This window comes from Brucella sp. TWI559, from assembly GCF_039674265.1.
In the GTDB taxonomy this organism is placed as follows: Bacteria; Pseudomonadota; Alphaproteobacteria; order Rhizobiales; family Rhizobiaceae; genus Brucella; species Brucella chromiisoli.
Window position 1 is genome coordinate 1 of the sequence record NZ_JBDJNE010000043.1, and the last position, 2500, is coordinate 2500.

Below are 2500 nucleotides of genomic sequence, written 5' to 3' on the forward strand. Positions count from 1 at the left end.
TGGTTGCGGGGGCAGGATTTGAACCTGCGGCCTTCAGGTTATGAGCCTGACGAGCTACCGGGCTGCTCCACCCCGCGCTATTTTTTGAACTATTCGGGTCATGATATTATTTCCGCCGAAGAGGCGGTGAAGTGACTGTTTTGTATGATTTGAGAAGATGGTTTGATTTGTGTGCTTAGCAGACCTGGCAGCGACCTACTCTCCCGTGTCTTAAGACAAAGTACCATTGGCGCTGGAGCGTTTCACGGCCGAGTTCGGAATGGGATCGGGTGCAGCCGCTCCGCCATAACCACCAGGTCGGCGAAGAACACAAATATGAGAAGCTGATTGTCTTTCGTGCAGATATTGATTTGTTTTTTCAGGCGCTGATAAACAATAGGCACACGACTGTGTGCCGTCGCTTGTGCGACGCCCTGTCCGCAGCGAAGCAGCGTTAGCTGCGACAGCGTGAGGACAAAACAAACTATCGAACTTCGTTCGATGGATATTGTAAATGAGAGTGATCAAGTCGATCGAGCTATTAGTACCGGTAAGCTACATGCGTTGCCGCACTTCCACACCCGGCCTATCAACGTGGTAGTCTTCCACGGCTCTGATAGGGAATACTCGTTTTTAGGTGGGTTTCCCGCTTAGATGCCTTCAGCGGTTATCCCGTCCGTATATAGCTACCCTGCTATGCCGTTGGCACGACAACAGGTCCACCAGAGATACGTCCATCCCGGTCCTCTCGTACTAGGGACAGATCCTATCAATATTCCTACACCCACGGCAGATAGGGACCGAACTGTCTCACGACGTTCTGAACCCAACTCACGTACCGCTTTAAATGGCGAACAGCCATACCCTTGGGACCTGCTCCAGCCCCAGGATGCGATGAGTCGACATCGAGGTGCCAAACAACCCCGTCGATATGGACTCTTGGGGGTCATCAGCCTGTTATCCCCGGCGTACCTTTTATCCGTTGAGCGATGGCCCTTCCACGCGGGACCACCGGATCACTATGACCGACTTTCGTCTCTGCTCGACTTGTCAGTCTTGCAGTCAGGCAGGCTTATGCCATTGCACTCGACGAACGATTTCCGACCGTTCTGAGCCTACCATCGCGCGCCTCCGTTACTCTTTAGGAGGCGACCGCCCCAGTCAAACTACCCACCATACACGGTCCTGGACCCGGATAACGGGCCGCAGTTAGACATCCATATAGATAAGGGTGGTATTTCAAGGATGACTCCACCATGGCTGGCGCCACGGCTTCAAAGTCTACCACCTATCCTACACATGTCGACACGAATGCCAGTGTAAAGCTATAGTAAAGGTGCACGGGGTCTTTCCGTCTAACCGCAGGAACCCCGCATCTTCACGGGGAATTCAATTTCACTGAGTCTGCGTTGGAGACAGCGGGGAAGTCGTTACGCCATTCGTGCAGGTCGGAACTTACCCGACAAGGAATTTCGCTACCTTAGGACCGTTATAGTTACGGCCGCCGTTTACTGGGGCTTCAATTCAATGCTTGCACATCTCCTCTTAACCTTCCAGCACCGGGCAGGCGTCAGACCCTATACGTCGTCTTGCGACTTCGCAGAGCCCTGTGTTTTTGGTAAACAGTCGCTACCCCCTGGTCTGTGCCACCCTCCAATAGTTGCCTAAAGAAGGGTCACGCTTCTTCCGAAGTTACGCGTGCATTTTGCCGAGTTCCTTCAACGCAGTTCTCTCAAGCGCCTTGGTATTCTCTACCAGTCCACCAGTGTCGGTTTAGGGTACGGTCTATATGCAGGAGCTATTTCCTGGAACCGCTTCGCTGCCAGATCAATCCAATAAGACCTGACAACACACGCAATCCGTCACTACCTGCAGGCCCACGAATATTAACGTGGTTCCCATCGACTACGCCTTTCGGCCTCGCCTTAGGGGCCGGCTAACCCTGCTCAGATTAACTTTAAGCAGGAACCCTTGGACTTTCGGCGAGGGAGTCTCTCACTCCCTTTATCGTTACTCATGTCAGCATTCTCACTTCCGATACCTCCAGGATGTCTCACGACTGTCCCTTCACAGGCTTACGGAACGCTCCGCTACCACGCACATACGTGCATCCACAGCTTCGGTGTATGGCTTTAGCCCCGGTACATTTTCGGCGCAAAGACCCTTATTTAGACCAGTGAGCTGTTACGCTTTCTTTAAATGATGGCTGCTTCTAAGCCAACATCCTGGTTGTTTTGGGATCCTCACATCCTTTCCCACTTAGCCATAACTTAGGGACCTTAGATGGTGGTCAGGGTTGTTGCCCTCTTCACGACGGACGTTAGCACCCGCCGTGTGTCTGCCCAGTAGTACTCCCCGGTATTCGGAGTTTGATTAGGATCAGTAAGACGGTGAGTCCCCATAGCCCATTCAGTGCTCTACCCCCGGGGGTATTCGCTGGACGCTCTACCTAAATAGATTTCGCGGAGAACCAGCTATCTCCAAGTTTGATTGGCCTTTCACCCCTAGCCACAAGTCATCC

The 2500-nt window shown here is 52.8% G+C and carries 1 tRNA gene and 2 rRNA genes (1 of these 3 cut by a window edge); all 3 read right to left on the reverse strand.

From position 1 onward, the window contains the following. Window positions 1-77, reverse strand: a tRNA-Met gene (locus ABE530_RS19205). A 105-nt stretch (window positions 78-182) separates the two neighbouring features. After that, a 5S ribosomal RNA gene (rrf, locus tag ABE530_RS19210) occupies window positions 183-297 on the reverse strand. Window positions 298-499: 202 nt separating this feature from the next. After that, a 23S ribosomal RNA gene (locus ABE530_RS19215) occupies window positions 500-2500 on the reverse strand; it runs 903 nt beyond the window's last position.